Below are 22,138 nucleotides of genomic sequence, written 5' to 3'. Positions count from 1 at the left end.
GATCGATCTCAAGCGACCCGTTTCCTGCGCAAAGGACTCGAAAAAGAACAAAACGTGAATATAATAGTGACTCGCCATGTATGCCGAGCTGTCGATCACATCGAACTTCACCTTCCTCACCGGGGCCTCGCACCCCGAGGAGTATATGGAGCGTGCCGTCACCCTGGGCCTGCCCGCTATTGCGATTGCCGATGACAACTCGGTCGCCGGGATTGTCCGCGCCCACACCCAGGCGCGCGAGATTGCCCGCAAGGTCCGCGAACGGCTGGAGTGGGAAGCGCAGAGCACCTCCATCGGCCCACCCTGCCCTGACCACATCCCCAAACCGCCCTCGTATCCGATTCACGCAGTGCCGCGCCTGATCCCAGCCGCGCGGCTGATCTTTACCGACGCACCTACCGTCACCGCCTTGCCGCTGAACCGACAGGGTTGGGGCAACCTATGCCGTATCCTGTCCACTAGCCGCCTGCGTGCCGAGAAAGGCGACTGCATCCTGCACCTGTCCGACCTTTTGGAGTTTTCCGACGGCCTCCACCTGCTGCTCTGGCCACAAGCGGACCGATCCCAAGGCGGCGCGAGCGCATGGAGGACACACGCGCAACAACTGACGCGCCGCTTTGCCGGGCGGATAAACCTGTTGATGCACCCTCGATACGATGGCGCAGACAGCGCATATTTCTCTTTGTTAGAGACTGAATCAAAGCAACTGGGCATCCCCACACTCGCCAGTGCCACACCGATGATGCATCACGGGGCCCGTCGTAAGCTGGCCGACGTTCTGACCGCCATCCGCCTGCGCCGTAAGGTGGATGATCTGGGCCGCGAGGCATTGGCCAATGGCGAACAGCGCCTGCGCTCCGAGACCGAGATGTTGCGCATCTTTAAAGGTCACGAGGGCGCTGTTGCCCGCGCCCATGAGCTGAGCGAGCAACTCACATTCTCGCTCGACGAGCTGCGCTATGAATATCCCAGCGAGGGCAGCGAACAGGAAACTCCGACCCAACGCCTGCACCGTTTGGCACATGAGGGGTTGAAATGGCGCTATCCGGCAGGCGCGTCAGAGAAAGCTCAGAAGATGTTGGCCCATGAGCTCGCCCTGATCGGCAAACTGAAATATGAACCCTATTTCCTTACCGTTCGCGACATCGTCCATTTCGCCCGATCTCGGGGCATCTTGTGCCAGGGGCGCGGCTCGGCGGCCAATTCGTTGGTCTGTTTCTGCCTCGGCATCACCGAAGTCAGCCCCGAGATGGGTACGATGGTGTTCGAACGCTTTGTCTCTGAGGCGCGCGATGAACCGCCCGACATTGACGTGGATTTTGAACACGAACGCCGCGAAGAGGTGATCCAGCACATCTATGATCGTTATGGTCGCGAACGCGCGGGGCTGTGCGCCACGGTCGTGCACTATCGGGGCAAGCGGGCCATTCGCGAGGTCGGCCGTGCTATGGGGCTGACCGAAGATACGATCTCGGCGCTGTCCTCGCAGCTTTGGGGTTTCTTCTCGACCGTCGGGCTCGAGGCGCACCGGATGCGCGAGATCGGCCTCGACCCCGAGGACCGTCGCCTAAAACAGACTCTAATGCTGGTGTATGAAATTGACGGCTTCCCCCGTCATCTATCCCAGCACGTCGGCGGCTTTATCATAACCGAGGGGCGTTTGGACGAACTTGTTCCCATCGAGAACGCCACGATGGAAGACCGCACGGTCATCTGCTGGGACAAGGATGACATCGACTCGCTTGGCATCCTCAAGGTCGATGTTCTCAGCCTTGGGATGCTCACCTGCATCCGCAAGGCATTCGATCTGATCGGTCAACACCACCAGACCAGCTATACACTAGCAACCCTGCCGCCCGAAGATCCGGTGATTTATGACATGCTGTGCAAAGCCGACAGTATCGGCGTGTTTCAGGTGGAATCACGTGCGCAGATGAACTTCCTGCCCCGGATGCGGCCACGCAATTTCTATGACCTGGTGATCGAGGTCGCCATCATCCGCCCCGGCCCCATTCAGGGCGACATGGTTCACCCCTATATCCGCCGCCGGAACGGAGAGGAGGAGGTCAGCTTCCCCTCGGACGAACTGGGCGAGGTGCTGGGCAAAACGCTGGGCGTACCGCTGTTTCAGGAACAGGCGATGCAGATCGCCATTGTGGGTGCGGGTTTCACCCCGGAACAGGCCGATCGGCTGCGACGGTCGCTTGCAACCTTCAAAAAGCATGGCAATGTCAGCGAATTTCGCGCGCTATTCCTGCGCGGAATGAAGCGCAACGGGTATGATGACGAGTTTGCCGAGCGTTGCTTTTCACAGATCGAAGGGTTTGGGTCCTATGGCTTCCCTGAAAGCCATGCGGCCAGCTTTGCCTTGCTGGTCTATGCCTCGGCCTGGATAAAATGCCACCATCCCGGGATTTTCGCCTGCGCGCTGCTGAACTCACAGCCCATGGGGTTCTATGCGCCCGCCCAGATCGTACGCGATGCGCGCGAACATGGGGTGCAGGTGCGCCCGGTCTGCATCAATGCCAGCTTCTGGGACAATGTGATGGAGCCTGACGGCCATGGTGGGCTGGCCCTGCGGTTGGGGTTCCGTCAGATCAAAGGCCTCAGCGAGGAAGACGCCAGCTGGCTGACCGCTGCGCGCGGCAACGGCTACCATCAGGTCGACGATGTGTGGCGTCGCGCGGGTCTGGGGCCGCCGGTGATCGAACGGCTGGCCGAGGCCGATGCCTTCGCCGCCTGCGACCTGACCCGGCGCGAGGCCTTGTGGCAGGCCAAGGCGATTGCAACCGCCAAGCCGCTACCGCTTTTCTCGCAAGATCTGGAAGGTGAGGCGCTGGACGAACCCGAAGCCTATCTGCCGCAAATGACATTGGGTGAGCAGGTGGTCGAGGATTATGTCGCCACCCGCCTCAGCCTGCGGGCGCATCCGGTGGCCTTGCTACGGCATATCCTGACGCCCGAGCCGCGCGACAAAACCACGCCTGTTGCATGACGGTTGAAGTGGATATTGCCCCGGGACAGAGTCGAATTTGGTGACCTCATGTCCAGACCCACCCTGCCGCCGCGCTTTCCGGCGACACCCCACCAGATCAATGCGCAGGTTAACGCCTTCTATGCCCGCGTACGAGAAGACACTGTGCTGGGTCCGGTGTTCAACACACATGTACATGATTGGCCCACGCATGAGGAAAAGATCGCCGCGTTCTGGCGCAACGCCATCTTGTTTGAACGCAGCTACGACGGCAATCCACAGCGGGTCCATATAGAACGGCCCGATGTGAAACCCGAGATGTTTGCCCACTGGCTGGACCTGTTCGAAGAGGTTGCAACCCAGACCTTGCCGCCCGAAACCGCAGTCCCTTGGGTCGCGCTGGCCCGACGTATCGGCGTGGGGATGAAGGCTGGCGTGCAATCGGCCCGTCAACCCAAAGACGCGCCACCGATCCTGCGTTGATCCCTCTGCATGGCGGCTTTGTCATGTTAGCGGTAAAATAGGGACTATGCGGACCGCAAAAATGGGGTTACTCAGGGGCAAGACAGCCCCTTTTGCGCTGCGACGGCACAGTGCCACCACACCGACATCGCCCGAGGCCATATCGATGAGCACTCAAAACACCACCCTCAGGGGCCTTGGTTTCGCGTTTGCGGGATTCGCGGTCTTTGCCAGCCACGACGCGCTGATCAAGGTGCTGGGCGGGACCTATTCGGTGATGCAGATCATTTTCTTCGCCACGCTGTTTTCCTTTGTACCGATGGCGGTGACGATCCTGACCGACCGGACAACGGGCAACTTCCTGCCACACCATCCCTGGCTGGTGCTGCTGCGTTCGGCCCTGATGGTCACATCCATGGTCTGCGCCTTCTATTCGTTTTCGGTGCTGCCGCTGGCCGAGGTCTATTCGCTGCTGTTTGCTTTCCCCCTGTTCGTTACGGTTCTGTCGATCCCCATATTGGGGGAGGTCGTCCGCGCCCAACGCTGGGCCGCCGTCGTCGTTGGTCTTATCGGCGTTCTGATCGTCCTGCGCCCCGGCACGACGGACATCACCCTAGGTCACCTTACCGCTCTGACAGCTGCGTTTTGCAGCGCGTTTGGCTCTGTTCTGGTGCGAAAGATCGGGAATGAGGAACGCTCAGCCGTACTGATCCTCTACCCGATGCTGCTGGCCATAGTGGTGATGAGCCTTGCGCAGCCGGCTGTGTATCAGCCTCCATCCCTGCTGCATCTGGCAATGATGGCGCTGGTCGGCGTGTTGTCGGTCATCGCGCAGCACCTGATTATCCTCGCCTACCGTGCCGCGCCTGCAGGGGTCGTGGCCCCCAGCCAATACAGTCAGATCATCTGGGCCACACTGTTCGGCATGATCTTCTTCGACGAGAAACCCGATGCTTGGGTCGCGGTGGGTGCCAGTATCATCATCGCATCCGGCGTGTTCGTGGTCTGGCGCGAGAGCCGGGCCAATACTTCGTCGGTCAACACCCCAGTATTGCGAGTGCGGTCTCCGCGGTCGGATACGGGAGCAACGAGGCCGGGGGGCTGAAGCAAGGCTTCAACTGTCCTTACACCTGATCTTGAGACCCCCGTTGATATCACCTTCTTCAAAGCGGCCAATGGCGCGGACCAAATCGCCTAGCCTTTTGTGGCCGTAAGTGCGAGAGTCGAAATCCGGATACATCTTACCAAGTTGGCTACCCACAAAGGAAAGACTGGCCCACCCATCCGCTTCGTTTGTGTTCAACACAACATTCCGGATCAATTGATATGCATGGTTCAATCCATGTTTCGATTTTGCGTCTTTGTTTTCTTTTGAAGTATTTGCTCCGCACTCCGGCTTGTGGATGTTTTCAATGTAGATAAACCTGTTGCAAGCATTCACGAACGCTTTGGGAGCCTTTCGTTCTTCTCCAATGCCGAATACCTTCAACCCCTGCTCGCGGATGCGGCTGGCCAAGCGGGTAAAGTCACTATCGGATGATACCAACACAAACCCACTGAACCGACTGCTGTGCAAGATATCCATAGCATCAATAACCAAGGCAATATCGCTGGAGTTCTTTTTGGACGCATTGGCAAATTGCTGTTGGGGAACAATTGCGTATTCCGCCAATGATCCAGAGTTCCACCCCTGCGGCGACCCGTTGGAAAAATCTCCGTAGATCCGCCTTAGGCTTGCCTCGCCCAAAGTGGCGATTTCTTCAAAAATCTCCGGCGCGTGTTTTGCCGGTACATTCTCTGCATCAATAAGGACCGCCAAGCGATCCATGCCTGCTGTTGTCACTGTAATTCCTCAAAACAAAACTAATTCGCATTGCGGAATGTAGTAACAAAAAAGGGCGAGCAAAAGCCCGCCCTTCGAGATTATTAGAGTTTTATCAGTACACTACAACCGACCGGATACTCTCACCCTTGTGCATCAGATCGAAGCCGTGGTTGATGTCGTCCAGACCCATGGTGTGGGTGATCATCGGGTCAATCTCGATTTTGCCTTCCATGTACCAGTCGACGATCTTGGGCACGTCGGTCCGACCACGTGCGCCGCCGAAGGCTGTGCCGCGCCAGGATCGGCCGGTGACCAGCTGGAACGGGCGGGTCGAGATCTCGGCCCCAGCAGGCGCCACGCCGATGATGATCGATTCACCCCAGCCTTTGTGCGCCGATTCCAGTGCGTCGCGCATCACGCCGACGTTGCCGGTGGCGTCAAAGGTATAATCCGCGCCGCCCTTGGTCAGGTTGACCAGATAGGGAACCAGATCGCCTTCGACCTCCTTGGGGTTCACAAAATCGGTCATGCCGAACTTCGTGGCCATCTCGACCTTCGATGGGTTCAGGTCAACGCCAACGATCTGATCCGCCCCGGCCAGCCGCAGACCCTGAATCACGTTCAGGCCAATGCCACCCAGGCCGAACACGATGGCCCGGCTGCCGATTTCGACCTTGGCGGTGTTGATCACAGCGCCGATGCCGGTGGTGACGCCGCAGCCGATATAGCAGATCTTGTCGAAAGGCGCGTCTTCACGCACTTTGGCCAGCGCGATCTCGGGCAGAACCGTGTGGTTCGAGAAGGTCGAGCAGCCCATGTAATGCAGGATCGGATCACCATCCAAAGTCGAGAATCGCGAGGTCCCGTCGGGCATCAAGCCTTTGCCTTGGGTTTCCCGGATCGCCTGGCACAGGTTGGTTTTGGGATGCAGACAGTATTCACACTCGCGACATTCAGGAGTGTAAAGAGGGATCACGTGGTCACCCGGCTTCAGGCTGGTGACGCCGGGGCCGACCTCAACCACGATGCCTGCGCCTTCATGGCCCAGAATGGCCGGAAACAGGCCCTCGGGGTCGGCACCCGACAGGGTGAATTCGTCTGTATGACAAATGCCGGTGGCCTTGATTTCCACCAGTACCTCGCCCGCCTTGGGGCCTTCGAGATTCACATCCATCACTTCCAAAGGTTTGCCCGCCTGAACGGCGACGGCGGCACGGGTGCGCATATCACTGTCTCCCTGTCTTCTTTGACCCGACCCTGCGTCAATTGCAGGGTGTTTTCAACTGTGCTTTCATGACAGACTTGCTAATTGTTTGATATTGCAGAAACGACATTGCCGGAATGAGGAACGCCAATGCACCGATTTATCCCGATTCTGATCCTTCTGGCCGCCTGCGCCGAGACCCCTGCCCCCGAAGAAGCACGCCTTGCGCCCGAGAACGCGCCGGTTGATCTGGCCTTTTGTCAGGGCGAAGCATTTGCCGACTCGGTAGGCCAGCCGGTTTCGTCCATTCAGGCCGATTTGCCGGAACGCACCCGCGTGTTGGGGCCCGATGACATTGCAACGCAGGATTACCGGATCGACAGGCTGAACGTCTTTGTAAACGGGGCCGGTGTTATTCAGCGCCTGACCTGCGGGTAAGCGTGGACTCGGGCGTTGATTCTCAGATAAGAACAAAGTGGGAACATTTTGATGTCTGCCGATGCCAAAACGCCGAATACTTTCACTGTGGTTTCCCCGTCTTGGGGCTGAACGGCTGATCCGCGCCGCGCGGGGGCTGCATGCCGGGCCGTTGGCTGTGGTCACTGAGCAGTCGAACATGCAGGTCATTACCTCATTGAATACTGAGGCGCAGGCCGCCGGGCTGCGTGTGGGCCAGCCCGTGCGCGATGCCCATGCCATGTGCGCCAGCCTGATCACACGGCACCGCAACGCCCCGGCCGAGACTGCGTTTCTAACCGCGCTGCGCCGCTGGGCGGGCAAGTTCAGCCCTTGGGTGGCCGAAGAAGCTCCGGATGGGCTGATCGTTGATCTGTCGGGTTGCGCGCATCTGTTTGGCGGGGAAGAGACGCTGCTGAGCGTGCTGGAAACCGACTGCGCTGATATGGGCCTCAGCGTACAAATGGGCATTGCCGACACGCTGGGCGCAGCCTGGGCTTTGGCACGCTATGCAGGTCAAGAGGCCACATCCGACCGCAATGGCGACGCCATCAGCCAAGAGGCCCGCGCCACCCGCGCCCGGGCAGGCAAGCGGCGACACTGGACCAAAGGCGGGGCTGCACCACAAGTGATGGCCCTGGGTGGTGGCGCGCGTATTGCAGCGCCGGGGCAATCCTATGGTGCGCTCAGCCCCCTGCCCATCGCGGCGCTGCGACTGGACGACCCGGTTGTGACGCAGTTGAACCGGCTGGGCCTGCGCCGGATCGGCGATCTACTGGGCCAGCCGCGCGCGTCGCTGGCGCGCCGCTTTGGGCGCGGACTGGTGCTGCGGCTGGATCAGGCCATGGGCAGCGCACCCGAGCCGGTCTCGCCCGCGCGTCCGCCGCATCAGTTCGCGGTGCGCATGACGCTGCCCAATCCGATCGGTTTGATCGAGGATGTGATGGCTGCGGTTGATCGGGTGCTGCCCACGCTCTGCGCCAAGCTGGAGGAGAAAGGGCGCGGGGTGCGGACATTACGGCTTGAGGCGCACCGTGCTGATCAAGCCGCCGAGATCATCGAGGTCGGCCTGGCCCGCCCGACCTATGACAAACATCGTATTCGACCTTTGTTAGAGATGAAAATCGACAAGATCGATGCAGGCTATGGCATCGACATGCTGCGGCTTGAAGCGATCCAGACCGAGCCCATCCACGCCCGCACCATCGCCGGTCATGCCGAGGCACGCCGCGTGGCTCGTAACCGGCTTGAGGGCAATACAGCCGTGGATGACCTGATCGGCAAGCTGGGTGCGCGTGTTGGGCTGGAGGCGATCACAAGACGGCACCCGGCCGCCTCTCATATCCCCGAGAAAACGGTACAGACGCTGGCGGCTGCATGGTCGGAACCCGCGCGCGACTGGCCTGCACCGCCGCGCCCCCGGCCCTTGCAGATGTGGCAGCCCGAGCCGGTGATGGCACCGGAAACCCCAGATGTCCCAACCGCATTCCGCTGGCGCGGACGCGACTGGCAACTGGCTCAGGCCACCGGCCCGGAACGGATCGCACCGGAATGGTGGCTGGATGACCCCAACTGGCGCAGCGGCGTGCGCGATTACTGGGTGGTGGTGACGGAACAGGGCGAACGCCTATGGCTGTTCTACGGGCACGGAGGCACCATGTCTGCAGGCTGGTTCTGTCAGGGACAGTTTTGTTAGAGTCTATTTTCCGCGATAAACCAGCAGATCCGGCAGGTAGTCAATCAAACGAATAAACCACGAGAATGGTGCCGGGAAATCGGTACGGAACCGGCGGCGCGACATCGCTTTGACCACGCGCTCTGCCGCGTCCTCAGCTGTCATCAGCATCGGCATCTTGAAACTGTTCTTGTCGGTCAGGCGGGTCTTGATGAAGCCGGGATTGACAATGCGCACCGTCACACCGGTGCCCGCCAGATCATGCCGCATCGTTTCGGCCAGCGAAATCAGCGCCGCCTTGCTGGCCCCATATCCGATAGCGGCAGGCAAACCGTGATATCCGGCCAGCGACCCGATCAGAGTGATCTCTCCTTGACGCGCCTGAACAAAGCCCGGAACCGTTTCACCTAATACCCGCAACGCCCCCGAATAGTTCACATCGCTAATCCTGAGCGAAGCCTCGGTATCCCATTCGCCCGAGCGCATGGGCTCGTAAGCGCCTGCATTGTAAACCAGACCGTCGATCTGACCTGCCTCGGCCACGGCATTGCGTACAGAGTCTAAATCGGTCACATCACACGGAATCGCGCGTGCATTTGGAAGCTTGGAACAGATTTCATTCAAACGCGCGGCGTTGCGTGCAGACAATATCAGATGCGCGCCCTTACCGCTCAGTGCCTCGGCCAAGGCACGGCCCAAGCCTTCGCTTGCGCCGATGATCCAATAGGTTTTTCCGTCAAAGCTGCTCATACCCGCGCCGTTTCGTTGAAGTTACACTTTTTACGGCCCTGCACCCGCAGTGGATCATAGGGTGACGCAAGGAAGCGGGCGCTGAAACCCGAAGTCACAAGATAGTGCATCTGTTAAAAACTTCTATCCGGATTGATCCAGCACGGCATACCCTGCGTATCTCATTGTAAAATGTCACATAACGAGGCTGGAATGTTCGACGAAACCCGGGGTGTACGGAAGAAAATTGCGATTGTAGGTGCAGGCGTTTCGGGTCTCTCTGCCGCGTATTACCTTTCAGAAAACAACGACGTGACGGTGTATGAAGCCGAACCCAGGCTGGGTGGTCATGCCCGCACGGTGATGGCTGGCAAAAACGGCGACCAGCCGGTCGACACCGGCTTTATCGTTTTCAACTACGCAACCTACCCTTACCTGACGCAGCTTTTTGACGAGCTGAACGTACCCGTCACCAAAAGCGAAATGAGCTTTGGCGCGACCATCGACAATGGCCGCATCGAATACGGGTTGAACAATCTGCGCACGCTGACGGCGCAGAAACGCAATCTGGCGCGCCCTGCCTACTACAAGATGATTGCAGACATCATACGCTTCGGCAAAGAAGCGCCCGAGGCCGCCAAGGACGACGACACAACGATTGGTGAACTGGTCGATCAACTGCGTCTGGGTCACTGGTTCCGGCACAACTATCTGATGCCCATGTGCGGCGCGATCTGGTCCACGCCGGTTGAGTTCGTAGATCAGTTCCCGGCCCGTTCGCTTGTGCAGTTCTTCCGCAACCATGCGTTGCTGGCGAGTGGGCGTGCCAATCAGCATCAATGGTATACAGTCAGCGGCGGTAGCATCGAATACGTCCGCCGCATAGACGCCGCTCTGCGCGCACGTGGCTGCGACATCCGACTGGCCGCCCCGGTTCAACACGTTCATCGCGACGACATGGGCGTCAGCGTCACCAGCCAGGGGCATACGGATCAATTCGACGAGATCATCCTGGCGACCCACTCGGACCAGTCCCTCGCCATTTTGGGCGAAGGCGCAACCCCGGCCGAGGCCGCAGCTTTGGGCGCGATCCGCTATCAACCCAACACCGCCATACTGCACTGCGACCAACGCCAAATGCCCAAGCGGCGCGCGTGTTGGTCCAGTTGGACCTATCGCTCGCAAGCCGGAAATGTGGGCGTGACATATTGGATGAACAGGCTTCAGAACATCCCGGACAGCGATCCCCTGTTTGTGACGCTGAATGCTTCATCAGAAATTCCCGCGGACAAAATCTATGATCAGGTCGAATTTGCCCATCCGGTATTCGACAAAGCCGCCCTGAAGGCACAAGGGCAAATCCGCGAGATGCAGGGACAGAACCGAACTTGGTTTGCCGGTGCTTATAACCGGCACGGATTTCACGAAGACGGGATTGCCAGCGCGATACATGTCGTTGCGCAAATTAATGGCACCCCGCAAACCATCGGAGCTGACAATGGCATTTCTGGGAAAGACCCGGCCATCCCCGTGGCCGCCGAATAAGGGAATTTTGCGTGCAGCGTTACTGACCGTGGCGCTACTGGCCCCATCAGCAGCGCTGGCATCGCCCGTGAACGAAGAGTTGAAGGACGCGCAACTGCGTGGCTCAGCGACTTTTCGATATCTGGGTCTGCCGCTCTATGACGCCAAACTCTATACCCCCGGCGGCGCTCCGTTTAGTTGGAGCGAAGACATCGGCCTGCAACTGACCTACCGCAAGAACTTCAAGAAGAAAGCGCTGGTCAACTCGACCCTGGACGAGATGGACCGGATCGGACGCTCTGCCCCGGTACGCAACCAATTGGACCAGTGTTTCAAAGCCGTGACCAAGGGGGACAGCTTTCTCGCGGTGTCCAACGGGCCGGATAACGTAAGCTTCTGGCTGAACGGGCAAAAAACCTGCACTATGTCCTATCCGGGCATCAAGCGTAGTTTCATGTCCGTGTTTCTGGGGGACAACACGCGATCGGCGTCGTTCACGCAGAAACTGCAGGGGCGCTGATGCTTTATCCTCGGGTCAGCCTGTATGCGCTGATGCTCGCTGCGGCGGGCATCCCGCTTTATATCCACCTGCCGCGCTTTGCGGCGGTGAATTTAGGTATTGGCCTGGGTGTAATTGGAACTGTTCTTCTGGTGATCCGCCTTGTTGATTTGGTTCAGGACCCGTTGATTGGCTGGGCAATCGACAAGTGGCCAAAGGGCCAGCTTGTATTTGCCTCTCTAGCGGCGTTGGGATTGGCGGTCGGGTTCCCTTTGCTCTTTAGCTTGCCACAGGGTGCCAGTGTCACCGCGCTGATCGCGATTCTGATCTTGCTGTTCTCGGCTTACAGCCTGGGCACCATCCTTTTGTACGGGCGCAGCGCAACTTTGGCAAAACGTCCAGATCCGCAAGAGCTTATGACCTTGGCCGCCTATCGCGAAGGCGGGCAACTGACCGGCGTGGTCATCGCCGCCAGCGCCCCGGCGCTTTTGGTTGCATTTGGTGCGCAAGCCCAAGGCTATCCCGCGTTTGGAGTATTTCTGGGGCTTCTGTCCGTTCTGACCCTGTTGCTGACCATTCCGATCTGGAGGCGTACACCGATAACCGGCACTGGTCTGTCTTTTGCAGGGCTGGGTCAGGCCGGAGGGTTGCGCCTGCTGGCGCTTGCGCTGGTTAACAGCCTGCCCGTGGCCATCACCTCGACCCTGTTTTTGTTTTTTGTTGAAGATCGGTTGCAACTGCCGGGCAAAGCAGGCCCGCTGTTGATCCTGTTCTTCCTGAGCGCGGGCGCAAGCGTGCCGCTTTGGGCCAAGCTCAGCAACCGGATTGGCCCGAAACAGACTCTGATGATTGCCATGCCCCTCTCAATCGCGGGGTTTATCGGTGCCGCCACCCTGAGCGCTGGGAATCTAGCCGGGTTTGCCGTGATCTGCCTTGCCTCGGGCGCAGCCTTGGGTGCGGATATGATCGTGCTGCCCGCTATGTTTTCTGTCGTCTTGACCCGGGCCGGACTGAACGCCTCTGCGGCGTTTGGCATCTGGTCCTTCGCTGGCAAGCTGGGCCTCGCCCTGGCTGCCTTTTTCACCTTGCCCCTGCTGGAACGCAGCGGCTTCACCCCCGGTCAGACCAATTCTGCTGACGCGCTAGAGACACTCAATCTTGCTTATGCGGTGCTGCCCTGCATCCTCAAGCTCGGCGCGTTTGGAATGGTCTTGACCCTGCCCACCGAGGTCACAAGCAAATGAACGCTATCGCCATCATCCTGCTGGTCCTTCTGATCGCAGTTTTCATCCGCGCCCGCCTGCTGAGCTTTCGCGCACAATCTCCGTCAGATTACACAGGAACCGGACCTGCCTTTTCACTGAAAGAGCATCTGAACGGAGAAATCCTGTCCGAAGGGCTGATCTATGGCCCCAATGGGAAGATGTCGAACAGCTTTGTCGCGCGCATGGTTGGCGAATGGAAGGGAAACTCGGGCACGCTGTCCGAGTACTTCACCTATTCCAACGGAAAACAGATGACACGAAAGTGGTATCTGACACTGGGCACAGGCAACACGTTCACGGCAACGGCGGACGATATTGTCGGTGAGGGTCGGGGCATCATTTCGGGATCGACCGTCAAACTGTCCTATCGGATCATCCTGCCCGAAGATGCCGGTGGGCACACTTTGGACGTCACAGACTGGATGTATCTGACGGAACACGGCGTCATCATGAACCGATCCGAGATGCGCAAGTTCGGCCTCAAGGTCGCTGAGCTGGTTGCCACGATGCGCCCTGCTCCCGATGTAAAAACCACGCATGTGCCAGGCGCAAACGGGTATGATGCGACATCCGAAGGGAAACCACTGCAATGAGTGTTTTCCGTTCCCTTCTCACCTTTCTTGCTATAGCAAGCCTTGCGTTTCTGGCGGCCTGTTCCAGCAAGCCGAAAGTGCCCAAAACCTTCTTGTCCGACCGGCAACTGAATCTCGAAGAGTTCTTCGAAGGCAAAACGGTGGCCTACGGTCAGTTTCAGGACATTTTGGGCAATATCCCCCGCAGATTCACCGTCGATATCGACGGGACATGGGATGGTGAAACCCTGACATTGGTCGAAGACTTCGTTTATGATGATGGCGCCACAGAGCAACGTATCTGGACGCTGACCAAAACCGGTGTAGATACCTGGACCGGTACAGCCCCCGGTGTGTTGGGCACCGCCAGTGGGATTGAGCGCGGAGATACGTTCAATTGGAAATACAAGATCGACCTGCCGATCAAGGACGGGACGATGCGCGTCAAATTCGACGATTGGATGTGGTTGTTGGATGATGATCGGCTTCTTAATCGCGCTTACGTCTCACGCTATGGCGTACGTCTGGGCGAAGTGATCCTCTTCTTCGAAAAGCGATAGCCGAAGCTGGATCAACCGGTCTTCCGGAATCAGTAGAAAATAAACTCGTCTACCGGGGCTTGCACTGTTCGATTTTTACTGCCGTTCCTGTTCATGCCTGACCCATCCGGAACGGTTCCGTCAGGAGGAACTGTGTTCTCCAAATTAAGACGCGCCCGCTCAATCTGGCCCCAAAGGAAAAACAGACCATCCCGTTTGCCCACCATACCTGCAGGCACACTCGCCCGCACAACACGTTTTTTCGCCTGTCGCATTTGCGCTCTCACTGCCCCCGGTGTTGACCACCTTTTCCAAAAACCTATCGGGTTTGTAAGTTAAAAGCAATTTTCATAGGCAAAATAGCGCCCGGCGGCGTCTCCGACGTAGTCCTGGTACGAAAGCACCATTTAAAGGATCATTTGTTTTTGTCCTTACATAGGCGACCAACGGGGTCTACCGAAGGTTGGAGGCCTCACGCAGCGATGGACCGGTGGCGCAAAACCGCATTAGTACTAGGTTCGTGGCTGTACGAAATTCGCGCACGACCTGCAGAGACTTAACGATCGCGCCTGACCCGCTTTCAAGAGACTCAAATCACGCCCAAGTCGCACACGCAGCTTGGTGATTCATACATATAGGCCCGGTCGTCTTCGCACCAAACCCGCTTACTGAACGCCTAAATTTTGAAACAGTGGTGAGCCGTGCAGGATTCGAACCTGCGACCCACTGATTAAAAGTCTTATAAGCCCCTTTTCGATAGCATTATAGCCAATTCGATTGGACAATATATTCTCTTAAATAACAAAAGCTTTAGCGTGCAGAGGTTTCTATAAGACCCTTCCCAACTCTCCGCACTTTGCTTACCTTGTGCTTACCCAAGCCGTCCGAGACCAATATGCCCAACGTCAGATCAACAAAATCAAGTGTCGATCGCCTTTCAGCAACAAACCGGGACACGATATATTGGGACGACGGTCTGCCGGGTTTTGGACTTCGCGTGAAAACGACCGGCGTCAAAAGCTTCTTAGTTCAATATCGCAACAAACAAACCGGTCGGTCGAAACGCAAGACACTTGGGCGATATGGGCCGACCTTGTCTTTGTGCGCCGCCCGCGAAATTGCACGCGCGCTTCTTGCTGAGGTGGTACGTGGCGCAGATCCTGTCGCCGATGCTCAAAGCCTAAGGCATTCACCAACGGTGAACTCACTTGCCACGCAATACATGACCGAACATGCGGAACCGAAGAAACGTCTCAGTAGCGTTCGGAATGATCGGTCAATGCTGGACAGATACATTCTCCCCAAGCTTGGGGACCTTAAAGTCATTGAAGTGACGCATCAGCATGTTCAGAAGCTTCACAATCAAATGCGTGATACGCCCTATCAAGCCAATCGCACTCTGGCGCTCATGTCGAAAATGTTTGAACTGTCTGTGCGCTGGGGTCAGCGTTCTGACAATCCGGCGCGCGGCATAGAAAAGTTCCCCGAGGAAAAGCGGGACAGCTGGTTGTCAGACGGTGAGCTGCAAAGACTTTTGGTGGCTCTGTCAGAGCATCCAAATCAGGTGGCAGCGAACGCTATTCGCCTGCAGCTCCTGACAGGCGCACGGATCGGCGAAGTGCTGAAGGCAAAATGGGAAGACTTCGATTTGGAACGCGCGGTCTGGACAAAGCCGTCGCACCACACAAAGCAAAAGCGACGTGAGCACCTGCCGATTTCGTCAGCAACCTGTGATTTGCTTGCAGCAATGAAAGCAGGGGCATCTCCTGAAAGTCGTTGGTTGTTTCCGGGACGCTCTCCGGACCAACCGTACAAAGATCTGAAGAAATTTTGGAGCTCGGTCACCACATCAGCAGGTCTTCAAGACTACCGTATCCACGACAATCGGCATACGCATGCGTCGCATCTCGTTTCCAGCGGTCTGAGTCTGCCTATAGTCGGTCGATTGCTTGGACACACGAACCCGTCTACCACGCAACGCTACGCGCACCTCGCAGATGACCCGTTGCGGCAGGCAGCGGATGTGATGGGTAAGAAGATCAGCGGTGGCAGTTCCTGAAACCTGAGAATTTCCTGTGCTGAAGACACGCGAGCGGCAATTAGACTGCAGCTGTCGGCACAGTGTCGATGTTTGGGACGGAAGGGAATGGACGGAGATATAAGATGTCCAAATCTCTACTTCCCGTTGTCACAACGCGTCGTCCGCCTTGGAACAAAGGCAGACTAGTCGGACAGAAGCGGCCATTGCGGTCAAAGCAAGTCTGGGCCATTCGCGCTCGGCTCGAACTTGCAAACAAGCTGAGAGACCTAGCATTGTTCAATCTTGCCATCGATAGCAAGTTGCGCGGGTGCGATCTCGTCCGCCTGAGGGTTAACGATCTCGCCGTCGGCAATTCTGTTCGCGATCGGGTATCCGTTGTTCAACGTAAAACTGCGAAGCCAGTGCAATTTGAAGTCACGGAGAATACACGTGAAGTCGTGTCGCAATGGGTCTCTTCTCAATACATGCATGGACAACGGTATCTGTTTCCAAGTCGTACGCGTGCTTTGCCGCATCTTTCGACCCGGCAATACGCTAGGCTTGTCCGGGAATGGGTGTCAGCGATTGGTCTCGATCCGTCCAGCTACGGCACGCATTCGCTTAGGCGCACCAAAGCGGCTTTGATATACAGAAAGACCGGAAACCTACGTGCCGTTCAACTTCTGCTCGGTCACAGCAAAGTGGACAGTACGGTGCGTTACCTTGGCGTCGAGCTTGAAGACGCGCTTAGTATTGCCGAACGTATCGATCTTTAACGATTTAGGCGGGCGGGATCGTCCGCTCGCCGCTCCCAAGCAGACTTTCGGAATCTCCCGTTAATCTTCCGCTTCGAGCCCAATGTTGCCGATGCTGCGCGTCGAAAGAATGTCTGCAATAGTGATGGGATCATCTGATCCGATAATTCCGGTAGGAAACGCCATGAATTTTGTGAAACCGCTTACTCTTGTGAAAGACATAGAGAAGTCCAAGTGCTTCCGGCCTGCCTTAGTCGTATCTGCCAGCTTCTCGATGTCTCATGTCCCGGGATAAGTTTGCCGCGATGACGTCGCTCAAAATCCGACAGGCAACAGTTGCCGATGTAATTCCGCTCAGTGGGTTGATCCGACGCACAATTCGCGTTTCGAATTTCAAGGACTACGATCAAAAGTCAATCGACAGGTTGTGCACGATTTTTGAGCCGGAGCCGGTCACCAAAAGAATTGAAAACGAGTTAATTCTTCTTTGCTTCATGGGCACCGAACTCGTTGGAACTGTGGGTCTGAGAGATGACTATCTGCGTTCAATGTTTGTGGACCCTGAGTACCAGGGGCGAGGGTTGGGCAAAATGCTGGTTGCAAGAATAGAAGAGGAGGCGCGACAAAGGGCAATCCCGGAAATGATGCTTCATTCCTCACTGACCGCGCGAGAATTTTATTTGGCCCTCGGCTATGAATTTGTGGAATTCCAAACGTACCCGGAGGGACCATTCGTTTTGATGAGAAAGACGCTCTTGTAGCGATTTGCTGGAAACAAAATGAAGGCAAGAAGCGCGGTCGTCAAACAGCTCAATGAGCGCCTGAGAACGACTTTGCAGTACGAAAAGTTGGCACAAAGTTTGCCCGATGTATCGCGGCCCCCCATTTGAATCATCAGCATAGAGCAGACATTTGTTTCTGCGATGCCGACGGCTGTTTTGTCCGCTTAGCGGTCGTTCGTTGTAACTTGCTGGAACGTCTGCAATGCGGACAAACGCGCCATTTGTGTCTGCTAACCGCACATCAGCGTTCAATCGCCCTTCAAGCGCCGGCTCGGAGGACAAATCACCAATTTTTAATGCATCAATTTTGGGTTAAAGAAAGCTCACTCTTTTGATGATGAATCATCACCATTCTTCGTGGCTGATGTAATCCAGTTTCTTAAATCCGGTGCAATTAGTCAGAAGTACCTCTAAGACGCTCGGATCTACGGCGCAGCAATTCGAGTGTTGCTAAGAGAGCTATGGATAGAAGCACCAAAAGCGTTGCTACCGCGAGGATCGTTGGATTTATCTGCTCGCGTAGCCCTGAAAACATCTGGCGAGGGATTGTTCTTTGTTCTGGACCCGCCAAAAACAACACCAAGACTACTTCATCAAATGAAGTTACGAAAGCAAACAGTCCTCCAGAGATGACACCGGGCCGGATGATCGGAATAACCACATCGAAAAACACTTTAGTTGGCGAAGCTCCTAGACTAAGGCCAGCGCTGAATAGTGAACGATCAAAGCCAGTCAGTGTTGCGGTGACAGTGATGATAACGAACGGTACGCCAAGGGCTGCATGAGCAATTATTAGGCCAGGGTAGGTGCTGACCAAATTAAAGCTTGTATAGAAAAAGAACATGCCGGCAGCGATGATGATTAATGGCACGATCATGGGCGAGAGAAGAAGCGCAGTGATCAGGCGCTTAAATGGCATCCAAGGCGACGCGAGACCAACCGCCGCAAGTGTTCCCAATCCTGTTGCTAAGATCGCAGCGGCGATGCCCACGACAAAACTATTCCAGATGGCAAGCGTCCATTTCTGGTCATGTGCGATGGCCTGGTACCAGCGCAGGGAAAAGGCATCCGGGTCTAGCGAAAGCATACCTTCAGTGAACGTAAAGAATGGTTCTGCATTGAAAGACAGGGGCACAATAACTAAAATCGGCAACATCAGAAAAACGAGTACCAGGTAAGCTGAGAAACGCAGACTATAATGTCCAGCGATGTGCCAAAAGGTAAAATACTCTGGGAACTTCCGCATCGCTCTAACCCAGTTTGATGTTGCCCGCGCCCACGAACCGGTCATAGAGCCAGTAGAGCGCAAGGATTAAGAACAACAGAAGCGAGCCAAGGGCGGCTGCAAGCTCCCAGTTGTTGGATTGCTGCATGTGAAAGGCGATGATGTTCGAGATCATCTGGCCATCCGTGCCCCCAACCAATGCCGGAGTGATGTAGTAGCCCACTGAAATTATGAAAACCAACAACGCGCCCGCTGACAGGCCCGGCAAGCTCATCGGAAGGTAAATGCGAAGGAAGGCCGGGATCGGTGGGCTGCCCATCGACATTGCCGCGCGCATGTAACTGGGATCAATGCCACGCATGACCGAATAAAGCGGCAGGATCATGAAGGGCAACAGGATATGCGTCATCGCAATGATGGTCGAGAATTGCGTATACAACATCTCAAGCGGCGCATCGGTCAGACCCAGGGCAAGCAGGGTGGAATTAACCACTCCGTTTGTTTGTAACAGTGCGATCCATGCGGTGGTTCGCACAAGAAGCGAGGTCCAGAAAGGCAACAGGACAAACACCATCAGGAGGTTCGCCGTTCCGCTGGAGCTGTTGGCCATGAAATAGGCTAGCGGGTAACCAAGAATAACAGTCAAAATCGTTATGATCAGCGCCATCCGAAGCGTCTTGCCATAGAGTTTGACGTAAATCTGCGTCTCGCGGCGTTGGATGCCGCCGTCAGGGTCATTCTCGAGGTCGAGCGCAGTCAGATAGTATCCGGCGGTATAGACCTGACCGGTTTTTTTTAGTGCTTGCCAGATCTCTGGTTCTGCCCATTTGGCGTTAGCATCAATCAGGATCGCGGCGCCATTATTGGCTAGCTCGCTGTCATCAACACGACGCAGCTTGCGAGCGGAGGATTTGATGACGCTGGAGGACCCGGGAAGGGCACGATTCACTTCTTCCGCCAGTTGACCAGAAGTGCGATCGTTGGCGAGCCTCTTTAGATCAAGGGCGAAGATGCTAAGAATCTCATCGCTTGGACGTTCCTCGCCTTGCCAGCTTGGCAGTTTTTCGAGCGTCTCGGGTACGAGGCTGGCAACAGTCGGATTATAGACACCGCGGTACAGCATCGAGGCTATAGGTGCGACAAATGAGAAACCAATAAATGCCAGAAGGGGCACAACGAACAGAAAAGCTCTCCAACGCCGTGACCGGTATTCACGCGCGGCGTTACGGGCATCTTCGCGGCTCAACCCCTCTGGAGTGACGCTGGTGGCTTCGGGCAATTGTTCGTCTCCGGTCGATGAACCTGCGCCGATTGAACGGCGCAGGTTGGTGCTCTTAGACTATTGAAGCAGCCACTCGTTGAACTTTTCGCCTAGTGACTCACCGTAGTCGGCCCAGAAGATGCCGTCTGCTTTGACACCTTCGTCAAGATGTGCTGTCGGCAGATCCTGCTTGACGTCATCCGGCAAAAGCGCCTGAGCAGACTTGCGCGTTGGGCCGTAAGCCACGTCTTGCATACCTGACAGGGGCACGGTTTGAGTTGCGAATTTGACGAACTCAAGCGCAGTATCGAGCTTATCAGTACCTTTCATGACCGACCAAACATCAAGGTCATAGACATGGCTATCCCAAACCATTGTGAAGGGGGCGTTTTCTTCCTTGATGGCGGCGAAGATACGACCATTGGCGGACTGCACCATCTGGGCACCACCGTCGTTCAGAAGAACAGGTGCTTGTGACCAGCTATCATACCAAACGATATCGTCTTTGATTGTGTCGAGCTTCGCGAAGGCTCGTGCCTGACCTTCATCGGTGGATAGAACGTCATAGACCTCGTTTGGTGCCACGCCATCGGCCAGAAGGGCCCATTCCATGTTTACCTGTGGACGTTTGCGCAGGCCGCGCTTGCCGGGGAACGCTTCCGTATTGAAGAAGTCTTCGATCGTTGTAGGGCCGTCGGAATACGCATCGTTGTTGTATGCGAAAATAATGGTCCAAACGATGTTCCCGACGCCACATTCGTGCAATGCCTCGGGAATAAAGTCCTCGGCAGCGGGTGTGCCGTCGTCGCCCGGAGGCAAAATCGAATGATCGATGACTTCCAAATACCCTTCCGAGCAAGCACGCTCGAGGTCGATCACCTCGATATCAACAACATCCCATTGGATGTTGCCGGATTCGCTTTGCGCTTTCATTTCGGCGACGCCGCCGCCGTAGTCTTCAAACAAAACGTTGACGCCGCTGTCGGCCATATATGGGTCGATCATGTGTTTCTGTTGTGCCGCCCCGTAAGCGCCACCAAACGACGTCACGGTCAGATCTTGTGCCATGGCTCCCGATGAAACCATTGCCAGTGCAGCAGCATATGTAAGCAATCCAGAATTTCTAATCACATTCACCTCCTGTTGTCGCGAGAAGCTTTGGGTCCCGCTTTCCCTTTCATTACTTCGCGCAACCTCATACAGGGAACGCAATGCAATCCGAAGTCAGCCACATCAGACTCCCGTCCTGGCCTTCTGAAAACTCAGGGGCGGACAAATCGTTCAGGACTTTGACAATAATCTCTGAACCGTTTGCCAGCCTGAAATAATAACGGATGAAATCGCCCACATAGATGCGCGTTATGAACGCCGCGGTCACCTCGTTGTCGTGATCATGCGATGTCGGGTGTATGAACAGCTTCTCGGGTCGTACCGACACACGACAACCGGAATTCTCGGTCAACCCTTGGCCAGCCATAGCAACCACGGTTTCGCCGCCCGGCGTAACGACTTTGGCCTGATCGCCTGAGATCGACTGAACGTGGCCATCGATAAAATTATTCTCGCCAATGAACTCGGCCACGAACGCATTTGAAGGCCGCTCGTAGAGTTCCGCGGGCGGGGCGCATTGCTGTACGACGCCGTCGTTAAAAACAGCGATCCGGTTGGACATCGACAGCGCCTCGGATTGATCATGCGTCACGTATATGACAGTAACACCCAATTGCTCGTGTAGGCGCGAGATCTCATACTGCATTTGTTCGCGCAGCTTCTTGTCCAACGCACCCAGCGGCTCATCCATAAGGATAAGCGTCGGCTCAAAAATCATCGATCTTGCCAAGGCCACGCGTTGTCTTTGACCACCAGAGAGCTGGCCGGGATAACGTCCGCCAAACCCGTCCAACTCTACGAGCTTAAGCGAGGCAACCACTCTGGAATCTATTTCAGCCTTTGCCACTTTCCGAACCGAAAGCGGGTAGGCTAAGTTCTCCGCCACTGTCATATGCGGAAACAGCGCGTAGTTTTGAAACACCATCCCGATATTTCGACGATAGGGTGCGATACGATTGATCGATTGCCCCTTTATTGCGATGTCGCCTGAGGTAACGCTCTCAAAGCCTGCTAGCATCATCAGAACAGTTGTTTTGCCGGAGCCTGAGGGACCAAGAAGAGTGATGAACTCTCCTTCTTCGACTTGCATATCGAAACCCTTTACGACCAAGTTCTTTTGGTCGTAAGTTTTTTTCACGTTATCAAATACGAGAAACGGTTGTGATTTCCCAGCTTGTTGTTTGTGGGCATCCATGTTTTTCGCCACTATGTTGACCATTCATGTTTGCCGCCGTTATGGGGGCTGAAAGCAAGTAAATCG

The 22,138-nt window shown here is 56.3% G+C and carries 20 protein-coding genes; 13 read left to right on the top strand and 7 right to left on the bottom strand.

Annotation, left to right across the window (positions count from 1 at the left end):
• Positions 1-76 precede the first annotated feature (76 nt).
• From GOV91_RS05555 to GOV91_RS05545, 3 genes are all read left to right on the top strand, one after another.
• Positions 77-2,995 carry an error-prone DNA polymerase gene (locus GOV91_RS05555; RefSeq protein WP_171234735.1) on the top strand — a complete coding sequence of 973 codons (2,919 nt, stop codon included), beginning with the start codon at positions 77-79 and terminating at the stop codon, positions 2,993-2,995.
• A gap of 48 nt (positions 2,996-3,043) precedes the next feature.
• Positions 3,044-3,457 (top strand): group III truncated hemoglobin, encoded by a 414-nt coding sequence (locus GOV91_RS05550; RefSeq protein ID WP_171234734.1) that lies wholly within the window; start codon positions 3,044-3,046, stop codon positions 3,455-3,457.
• A gap of 145 nt (positions 3,458-3,602) precedes the next feature.
• Positions 3,603-4,541, top strand: a complete 939-nt coding sequence (locus GOV91_RS05545) for a DMT family transporter (protein ID WP_171234733.1) — start codon at positions 3,603-3,605, stop codon at positions 4,539-4,541.
• A gap of 9 nt (positions 4,542-4,550) precedes the next feature.
• Here the strand turns inward: GOV91_RS05545 and GOV91_RS05540 are convergent, their stop codons facing one another.
• Together GOV91_RS05540 and GOV91_RS05535 are read right to left on the bottom strand one after the other, a co-directional pair.
• Positions 4,551-5,264 carry an NYN domain-containing protein gene (locus GOV91_RS05540; protein WP_171234843.1) on the bottom strand — a complete coding sequence of 238 codons (714 nt, stop codon included), beginning with the start codon at positions 5,262-5,264 and terminating at the stop codon, positions 4,551-4,553.
• Positions 5,265-5,373: 109 nt separating this feature from the next.
• Complete coding sequence (locus tag GOV91_RS05535) at positions 5,374-6,486, bottom strand: S-(hydroxymethyl)glutathione dehydrogenase/class III alcohol dehydrogenase (protein ID WP_171093067.1); 1,113 nt, start codon at positions 6,484-6,486, stop codon at positions 5,374-5,376.
• Between the two features lie 129 nt (positions 6,487-6,615).
• Between GOV91_RS05535 and GOV91_RS05530 the strand changes: the two genes are divergently transcribed.
• Both GOV91_RS05530 and GOV91_RS05525 read left to right on the top strand, forming a co-directional pair.
• Complete coding sequence (locus GOV91_RS05530; RefSeq protein ID WP_171178403.1) at positions 6,616-6,903, top strand: I78 family peptidase inhibitor; 288 nt, start codon at positions 6,616-6,618, stop codon at positions 6,901-6,903.
• A gap of 61 nt (positions 6,904-6,964) precedes the next feature.
• Positions 6,965-8,617, top strand: a complete 1,653-nt coding sequence (locus GOV91_RS05525) for a DUF6504 family protein (RefSeq protein WP_171234732.1) — start codon at positions 6,965-6,967, stop codon at positions 8,615-8,617.
• Between the two features lie 3 nt (positions 8,618-8,620).
• Here GOV91_RS05525 and GOV91_RS05520 read toward each other — a convergent pair whose 3' ends face one another.
• Complete coding sequence (locus tag GOV91_RS05520; protein ID WP_171178408.1) at positions 8,621-9,346, bottom strand: SDR family oxidoreductase; 726 nt, start codon at positions 9,344-9,346, stop codon at positions 8,621-8,623.
• Between the two features lie 192 nt (positions 9,347-9,538).
• On the opposite strand from GOV91_RS05520, the gene GOV91_RS05515 reads away from it, so the two are divergent.
• The 8 genes from GOV91_RS05515 to GOV91_RS05480 all read left to right on the top strand — a co-directional run bounded on the left by GOV91_RS05515 (position 9,539) and on the right by GOV91_RS05480 (position 17,260).
• Positions 9,539-10,870: an NAD(P)/FAD-dependent oxidoreductase gene (locus GOV91_RS05515; RefSeq protein ID WP_171234731.1), complete on the top strand. Its 1,332-nt coding sequence runs from the start codon at positions 9,539-9,541 to the stop codon at positions 10,868-10,870.
• On the top strand, positions 10,824-11,369 hold the full coding sequence (locus GOV91_RS05510) for a hypothetical protein (protein WP_171178412.1): 546 nt from the start codon (positions 10,824-10,826) through the stop codon (positions 11,367-11,369). The genes GOV91_RS05515 and GOV91_RS05510 overlap by 47 nt, the downstream gene beginning before the upstream one ends.
• The gene (locus tag GOV91_RS05505) at positions 11,369-12,592 is read left to right on the top strand and encodes an MFS transporter (RefSeq protein WP_171234730.1); all 1,224 of its coding nucleotides are present in this window, start codon (positions 11,369-11,371) and stop codon (positions 12,590-12,592) included. The genes GOV91_RS05510 and GOV91_RS05505 overlap by 1 nt, the downstream gene beginning before the upstream one ends.
• Entirely contained in the window at positions 12,589-13,206 is a 618-nt protein-coding gene (locus GOV91_RS05500; protein ID WP_171093054.1) for a DUF3833 domain-containing protein, read from the top strand. The genes GOV91_RS05505 and GOV91_RS05500 overlap by 4 nt, the downstream gene beginning before the upstream one ends.
• Positions 13,203-13,745, top strand: coding sequence for a DUF3833 family protein (locus GOV91_RS05495; protein WP_171234729.1), 543 nt, complete (start codon positions 13,203-13,205; stop codon positions 13,743-13,745). The genes GOV91_RS05500 and GOV91_RS05495 overlap by 4 nt, the downstream gene beginning before the upstream one ends.
• Positions 13,746-14,619: 874 nt before the next feature.
• A complete protein-coding gene (locus GOV91_RS05490; protein WP_171234728.1) occupies positions 14,620-15,783 on the top strand; it encodes a site-specific integrase in 1,164 nt (387 codons plus the stop codon).
• 104 nt (positions 15,784-15,887) lie between these two features.
• Complete coding sequence (locus GOV91_RS05485) at positions 15,888-16,520, top strand: tyrosine-type recombinase/integrase (protein ID WP_171234727.1); 633 nt, start codon at positions 15,888-15,890, stop codon at positions 16,518-16,520.
• A 260-nt stretch (positions 16,521-16,780) separates the two neighbouring features.
• A complete protein-coding gene (locus GOV91_RS05480; RefSeq protein WP_254440600.1) occupies positions 16,781-17,260 on the top strand; it encodes a GNAT family N-acetyltransferase in 480 nt (159 codons plus the stop codon).
• Positions 17,261-17,675: 415 nt separating this feature from the next.
• Here GOV91_RS05480 and GOV91_RS05475 read toward each other — a convergent pair whose 3' ends face one another.
• From GOV91_RS05475 to GOV91_RS05460, 4 genes are all read right to left on the bottom strand, one after another.
• On the bottom strand, positions 17,676-18,527 hold the full coding sequence (locus GOV91_RS05475; RefSeq protein WP_171234726.1) for an ABC transporter permease: 852 nt from the start codon (positions 18,525-18,527) through the stop codon (positions 17,676-17,678).
• 4 nt (positions 18,528-18,531) lie between these two features.
• Entirely contained in the window at positions 18,532-19,785 is a 1,254-nt protein-coding gene (locus GOV91_RS05470; protein ID WP_254440599.1) for an ABC transporter permease, read from the bottom strand.
• 60 nt (positions 19,786-19,845) lie between these two features.
• Positions 19,846-20,898, bottom strand: coding sequence for an ABC transporter substrate-binding protein (locus GOV91_RS05465; protein WP_171234725.1), 1,053 nt, complete (start codon positions 20,896-20,898; stop codon positions 19,846-19,848).
• 64 nt (positions 20,899-20,962) lie between these two features.
• Positions 20,963-22,072 (bottom strand): ABC transporter ATP-binding protein, encoded by a 1,110-nt coding sequence (locus GOV91_RS05460; protein WP_171181273.1) that lies wholly within the window; start codon positions 22,070-22,072, stop codon positions 20,963-20,965.
• Between the last annotated feature and the right edge of the window lie 66 nt (positions 22,073-22,138).

This window comes from Ruegeria sp. HKCCA6837 (assembly GCF_013034475.1).
Classification (GTDB): Bacteria; Pseudomonadota; Alphaproteobacteria; order Rhodobacterales; family Rhodobacteraceae; genus Ruegeria.
The sequence above is the reverse complement of the archived record's forward strand: the minus strand, read 5'-3'. Positions and strand labels throughout refer to the sequence as shown.

Excerpts from the sequence above, each read along its gene's own strand:
- GOV91_RS05480 (WP_254440600.1), top strand. The coding sequence starts at position 16,781 with ATGTCCCGGGATAAGTTTGCCGCGATGACGTCGCTCAAAATCCGACAG.
- GOV91_RS05495 (WP_171234729.1), top strand. The coding sequence starts at position 13,203 with ATGAGTGTTTTCCGTTCCCTTCTCACCTTTCTTGCTATAGCAAGCCTT.
- GOV91_RS05535 (WP_171093067.1), bottom strand. The coding sequence starts at position 6,486 with ATGCGCACCCGTGCCGCCGTCGCCGTTCAGGCGGGCAAACCTTTGGAA.
- GOV91_RS05530 (WP_171178403.1), top strand. The coding sequence starts at position 6,616 with ATGCACCGATTTATCCCGATTCTGATCCTTCTGGCCGCCTGCGCCGAG.
- GOV91_RS05520 (WP_171178408.1), bottom strand. The coding sequence starts at position 9,346 with ATGAGCAGCTTTGACGGAAAAACCTATTGGATCATCGGCGCAAGCGAA.
- GOV91_RS05550 (WP_171234734.1), top strand. The coding sequence starts at position 3,044 with ATGTCCAGACCCACCCTGCCGCCGCGCTTTCCGGCGACACCCCACCAG.
- GOV91_RS05500 (WP_171093054.1), top strand. The coding sequence starts at position 12,589 with ATGAACGCTATCGCCATCATCCTGCTGGTCCTTCTGATCGCAGTTTTC.
- GOV91_RS05505 (WP_171234730.1), top strand. The coding sequence starts at position 11,369 with ATGCTTTATCCTCGGGTCAGCCTGTATGCGCTGATGCTCGCTGCGGCG.
- GOV91_RS05545 (WP_171234733.1), top strand. The coding sequence starts at position 3,603 with ATGAGCACTCAAAACACCACCCTCAGGGGCCTTGGTTTCGCGTTTGCG.
- GOV91_RS05510 (WP_171178412.1), top strand. The coding sequence starts at position 10,824 with ATGGCATTTCTGGGAAAGACCCGGCCATCCCCGTGGCCGCCGAATAAG.
- GOV91_RS05515 (WP_171234731.1), top strand. The coding sequence starts at position 9,539 with ATGTTCGACGAAACCCGGGGTGTACGGAAGAAAATTGCGATTGTAGGT.
- GOV91_RS05540 (WP_171234843.1), bottom strand. The coding sequence starts at position 5,264 with ATGGATCGCTTGGCGGTCCTTATTGATGCAGAGAATGTACCGGCAAAA.
- GOV91_RS05475 (WP_171234726.1), bottom strand. The coding sequence starts at position 18,527 with ATGCGGAAGTTCCCAGAGTATTTTACCTTTTGGCACATCGCTGGACAT.
- GOV91_RS05485 (WP_171234727.1), top strand. The coding sequence starts at position 15,888 with ATGTCCAAATCTCTACTTCCCGTTGTCACAACGCGTCGTCCGCCTTGG.
- GOV91_RS05490 (WP_171234728.1), top strand. The coding sequence starts at position 14,620 with ATGCCCAACGTCAGATCAACAAAATCAAGTGTCGATCGCCTTTCAGCA.
- GOV91_RS05525 (WP_171234732.1), top strand. The coding sequence starts at position 6,965 with ATGCCAAAACGCCGAATACTTTCACTGTGGTTTCCCCGTCTTGGGGCT.
- GOV91_RS05555 (WP_171234735.1), top strand. The coding sequence starts at position 77 with ATGTATGCCGAGCTGTCGATCACATCGAACTTCACCTTCCTCACCGGG.
- GOV91_RS05460 (WP_171181273.1), bottom strand. The coding sequence starts at position 22,072 with ATGGATGCCCACAAACAACAAGCTGGGAAATCACAACCGTTTCTCGTA.